The sequence below is a fragment of the Streptomyces sp. B93 genome, from assembly GCF_018070565.1.
Classification (GTDB): domain Bacteria; phylum Actinomycetota; class Actinomycetes; order Streptomycetales; family Streptomycetaceae; genus Streptomyces.
Window position 1 is genome coordinate 1 of sequence record NZ_JAGPXL010000102.1, and the last position, 3,989, is coordinate 3,989.

4 protein-coding genes, 1 tRNA gene and 1 pseudogene are annotated in these 3,989 nt (G+C 70.2%); 3 read left to right on the forward strand and 3 right to left on the reverse strand.

Annotated features, from left to right (window positions below; translation table 11 throughout):
• Nucleotides 1–84 precede the first annotated feature (84 nt).
• Nucleotides 85–585, reverse strand: a pseudogene (locus tag KBY47_RS36020) (gluconokinase); the annotation flags it as partial.
• A 143-nt stretch (nt 586–728) separates the two neighbouring features.
• On the opposite strand from KBY47_RS36020, the gene KBY47_RS36025 reads away from it, so the two are divergent.
• Nucleotides 729–1,430 carry a FadR/GntR family transcriptional regulator gene (locus tag KBY47_RS36025; protein ID WP_210928837.1) on the forward strand — a complete coding sequence of 234 codons (702 nt, stop codon included), beginning with the start codon at nt 729–731 and terminating at the stop codon, nt 1,428–1,430.
• A gap of 6 nt (nt 1,431–1,436) precedes the next feature.
• On the opposite strand, the gene KBY47_RS36030 is transcribed toward KBY47_RS36025, so the two are convergent.
• Nucleotides 1,437–1,853 carry a YchJ family protein gene (locus tag KBY47_RS36030; RefSeq protein ID WP_210928840.1) on the reverse strand — a complete coding sequence of 139 codons (417 nt, stop codon included), beginning with the start codon at nt 1,851–1,853 and terminating at the stop codon, nt 1,437–1,439.
• Nucleotides 1,854–1,935: 82 nt separating this feature from the next.
• A tRNA-Leu gene (locus tag KBY47_RS36035) sits at nt 1,936–2,023 on the reverse strand.
• 186 nt (nt 2,024–2,209) lie between these two features.
• On the opposite strand from KBY47_RS36035, the gene KBY47_RS36040 reads away from it, so the two are divergent.
• Both KBY47_RS36040 and chpH read left to right on the forward strand, forming a co-directional pair.
• Nucleotides 2,210–3,535, forward strand: a complete 1,326-nt coding sequence (locus KBY47_RS36040; protein ID WP_210928842.1) for a M20/M25/M40 family metallo-hydrolase — start codon at nt 2,210–2,212, stop codon at nt 3,533–3,535.
• A gap of 156 nt (nt 3,536–3,691) precedes the next feature.
• The gene (chpH, locus tag KBY47_RS36045) at nt 3,692–3,925 is read left to right on the forward strand and encodes a chaplin ChpH (protein WP_210928845.1); all 234 of its coding nucleotides are present in this window, start codon (nt 3,692–3,694) and stop codon (nt 3,923–3,925) included.
• Nucleotides 3,926–3,989: the final 64 nt, after the last annotated feature.

Genomic DNA, 3,989 nt, shown 5'->3' on the forward strand with positions numbered 1-3,989 from the left:
GGAGACGCGTTCCTTGCTGAACCCGGCGGGCCGCAGCAGCGTGAAGATGCCGAGCAGCACCGCGGCCGAGGGAACGCCGGGACCGAGGGCGTCCAGCGCGGCCATGGCGCGCGCGGTGATCTCCTCGGGGGTGCCGGAGACGTCGACCGCGACGCCCGCCTCGTCCGGCTGGAGCGGCTGGAGCGTGGCGAACTGCGAGTCCAGCAGCGCGGTGGGCATGAAGTGGCCCTTGCGCTGCCGCATCCGCTCCTCGATCAGCTCCCGGTCACCCGTGAGGTGCACGAACACCACGTCGGGCGCGGCGGCCCGGAGCCGGTCGCGGTAGGCGCGCTTGAGCGCGGAGCTGCTGACCACCCCGCCGAGCCCGGTCCGCTCGTGCGCCCAGGCGCCGATGGCGTCCAGCCACGGCCACCTGTCCTCGTCGTCGAGCGGGGTACCGGCCGTCATCTTGGCGATGTTGGCCTGCGGGTGGAAGTCGTCGCCCTCGGCATAAGGGACGCCCAACCGGGCAGCGAGCAGGGGACCGATGGTGGTCTTGCCCGTACCGGCGACGCCCATCACCACGACGACATGGGGGGTACGCATCACTGCCTCGCAGTCTTCTTCGACATGCGACGTCGGCTTCTGACGTCGGCCACACTGAAACCTATTAGGTACGACAAATTCAAGAGTCTGTGACGTATAAGTCTGACTTTTTATTCCCGTGACGTGCCCCGTACGCTGAGTGCATGAGCACAACGGGCCGGGGGCTGCACGGCCGGGTACTGGACACCCTCGGCCCCGAGATCACCGCGGGGGAGTACCCCGCGGGCAGCGTCCTGCGCACCGACGAACTGGCACAGCGCTTCGACGTGTCACGGTCCGTGATGCGCGAGGCGGTCCGGGTGCTGGAGTCCATGCACCTGGTCGAGTCCCGCCGCCGCGTCGGCGTCACGGTGCTGCCCGCCTGCGAGTGGAACGTCTACGACCCCCAGGTCATCCGCTGGCGCCTGGCCGGAGCCGACCGCCCCCGCCAGCTGCGCTCGCTCACCGTGCTGCGCTCGGCGGTCGAACCGGTAGCCGCCGCCCTCGCCGCGCGGAACGCCACCGCCGAGCAGTGCGCCGAACTCACCGAATGCGCCCTCGGCATGGTCGCCAACTCGCGCGGCCACCAACTGGAGGGCTACCTCTTCCACGACGTGGCCTTCCACCGGGTGATCCTGAACGCCTCGGGCAACGAGATGTTCGCCCGCCTCGGTGACGTCGTCGCCGAGGTCCTCGCGGGCCGCACCCACCACGACGTCATGTTCGAGGACCCCGACCCGGCCGCCGTCACCCTGCACGTCCAGGTCGCCGAGGCCGTCCGCGCCCGCGACGCGGCCCGCGCCGAGGAACTGACCCGTCAGATCACCCTGGGCGCCCTGGAGGAACTGGACATCCTGGCCCCGTAGCCGCCGCTACTCCAGGAAGTCGCCGTCCACGTACACCCACGCCCCGTCCACCCGCTCGAAACGGCTGCGCTCGTGCAGCGCCCCACCGCGGAACGACGCCCGGAACGTCACCGTCCCCGAACCGTGGAACGCCGACCCGTCGACGGCGTCCAGAATCTCGAGCCCGGTCCACCGCATTCCCGGATCGAGTTCCAGCCGCGCGGGACGCGTGCGCGGATGCCAGGTCCGCAGCAGATACGCCTCGTCCCGCCGTACGAAGGCGGCGTACCGCGACCGCATCAGCGCCTCGGCGCTCGGCGCGGCGGCGGCCCCCGAGTGGTAGCGGCCACAACACCGCTCGTACGGCTCGGCAAGCCCGCACGGGCAACCGGCCGGGGCGGCGGGAGCGGAACGACGGACGGCGCGCGCGGGACGACGGGACATGCCCCGCATTATCCCGGGCCCGCCCCACTACCGGCACCCGAGCCCGGACATGCGAAAGACCCCTGATCACAGGGGTCTCAGCTGGTGTCCGAGGGGGGACTTGAACCCCCACGCCCGATAAAGGGCACTAGCACCTCAAGCTAGCGCGTCTGCCATTCCGCCACCCGGACAAGGTGTCTGTCGTGCGGGGTTTCCCCCGCGGCGACGACGTAAACATTACCAGGCTTCCGGCCCGGCCGATCACACCCCCGCCCGGCGCCCGGCACACGACGGGACCGGCCCCGCTCTTGGGGCGCGACCGGCCGGGGAGGGAGGATGAGGGGGTCCGTTCAGCAGGCACAGCGGGAGGTAGCACAGTGAGCCAGCAGGGCACGACCAGCAGCGTCACCGGCGAGGACGAGGTCGTGGACCTCTGCCGCGAACTGATCCGCATCGACACCAGCAACTACGGCGACCACTCCGGCCCCGGCGAGCGCGCCGCCGCCGAGTACGTCGCCGAGAAGCTCGCCGAGGTCGGACTCGAACCGCGGATCATCGAGTCCCACCCCGGCCGCGCCTCCACCGTCGCCCGCATCGAGGGCGAGGACCCCTCGCGGCCCGCGCTGCTCATCCACGGCCACACCGACGTCGTCCCGGCCAACGCCGCCGACTGGACCCACGACCCCTTCTCCGGCGAGATCGCCGACGGCTGCGTCTGGGGACGCGGCGCCGTCGACATGAAGGACATGGACGCCATGACCCTCGCCGTCGTCCGCGACCGGCTGCGCAGCGGCCGCAAGCCGCCCCGGGACATCGTCCTCGCCTTCCTCGCCGACGAGGAGGCGGGCGGCACCTACGGCGCCAAGTACCTCGTCGACAAGCACCCCGACCTCTTCGAGGGCGTCACCGAGGCGATCGGCGAGGTCGGCGGCTTCTCCTTCACCGTCAACGAGAAGCTGCGCCTCTACCTCGTCGAGACCGCCGAGAAGGGCATGCACTGGATGCGGCTCACCGTCGACGGCACCGCGGGCCACGGCTCCATGACCAACGACGACAACGCCATCACCGAACTCTGCGAGGCCGTCGGCCGCCTCGGCCGCCACAAGTGGCCGGTACGCGTCACCAAGACCGTCCGCTCCTTCCTCGACGAACTCTCCGACGCCCTCGGCACGGAACTCGACCCCGAGAACATGGACGAGACCCTCGCCAAGCTCGGCGGCATCGCCAAGATGGTCGGCGCCACCCTGCGCAACTCGGCCGCGCCCACCATGCTCGGCGCGGGCTACAAGGTCAACGTGATCCCCGGCCAGGCCACCGCCCACGTCGACGGCCGCTTCCTGCCCGGCTACGAGGAGGAGTTCCTCGCCGACCTCGACCGCATCCTCGGCCCCCGCGTCCGCCGTGAGGACGTGCACTCCGACAAGGCGCTGGAGACCGACTTCGACGGCAGGCTCGTCGACGCCATGCAGACCGCCCTGGGCGCCGAGGACCCGATCGCCCGCGCCGTGCCGTACATGCTCTCCGGTGGCACGGACGCCAAGTCCTTCGACGACCTGGGCATCCGCTGCTTCGGTTTCGCGCCGCTCCGGCTGCCCCCGGAGCTGGACTTCGCCGGGATGTTCCACGGCGTCGACGAGCGGGTCCCCGTGGACGGTCTGAAGTTCGGTGTCCGGGTGCTCGACCGCTTCCTGGACGCGTCCTGAATTGACCCACTGAAACGACACTCCACAATTCGCCCGCATGTACGGTCGCGACTGGGAAGAGTGAATGCACTCATAGGGTCGTAGCTCTATTAGCCCCTCCTCGTTACTGCTGATGCGATCAGCTACTTGGATCGCATTGCCAACGAGGAGGAATACATGATCAAGAAGATCGTCGCCGCCGCTGCCGCCACCGGTGGCCTGGTTCTCGCGGGTGCGGGCGTCGCCGCCGCCGACTCCGGTGCGCAGGGTGCCGCGGTGCACTCCCCGGGCGTCGTGTCCGGCAACGTCATCCAGGCGCCCATCCACATCCCGGTGAACGTCTGCGGCAACACGATCTCGGTGATCGGCGTGCTGAACCCCGCCTTCGGCAACGTGTGCATCAACAAGTGACGTCAAGCCCCTGAGGGTGTGACCCACGGGTCCGGACCCGTAGAGGGGCCCCGCGGGGGGGCCC

Bases quoted from the DNA above. Each gene is read 5' to 3' on its own strand.
- KBY47_RS36025 (WP_210928837.1), top strand. From the start codon at position 729: ATGAGCACAACGGGCCGGGGGCTGCACGGCCGGGTACTGGACACCCTC.
- KBY47_RS36030 (WP_210928840.1), bottom strand. From the start codon at position 1,853: ATGTCCCGTCGTCCCGCGCGCGCCGTCCGTCGTTCCGCTCCCGCCGCC.
- chpH (WP_210928845.1), top strand. From the start codon at position 3,692: ATGATCAAGAAGATCGTCGCCGCCGCTGCCGCCACCGGTGGCCTGGTT.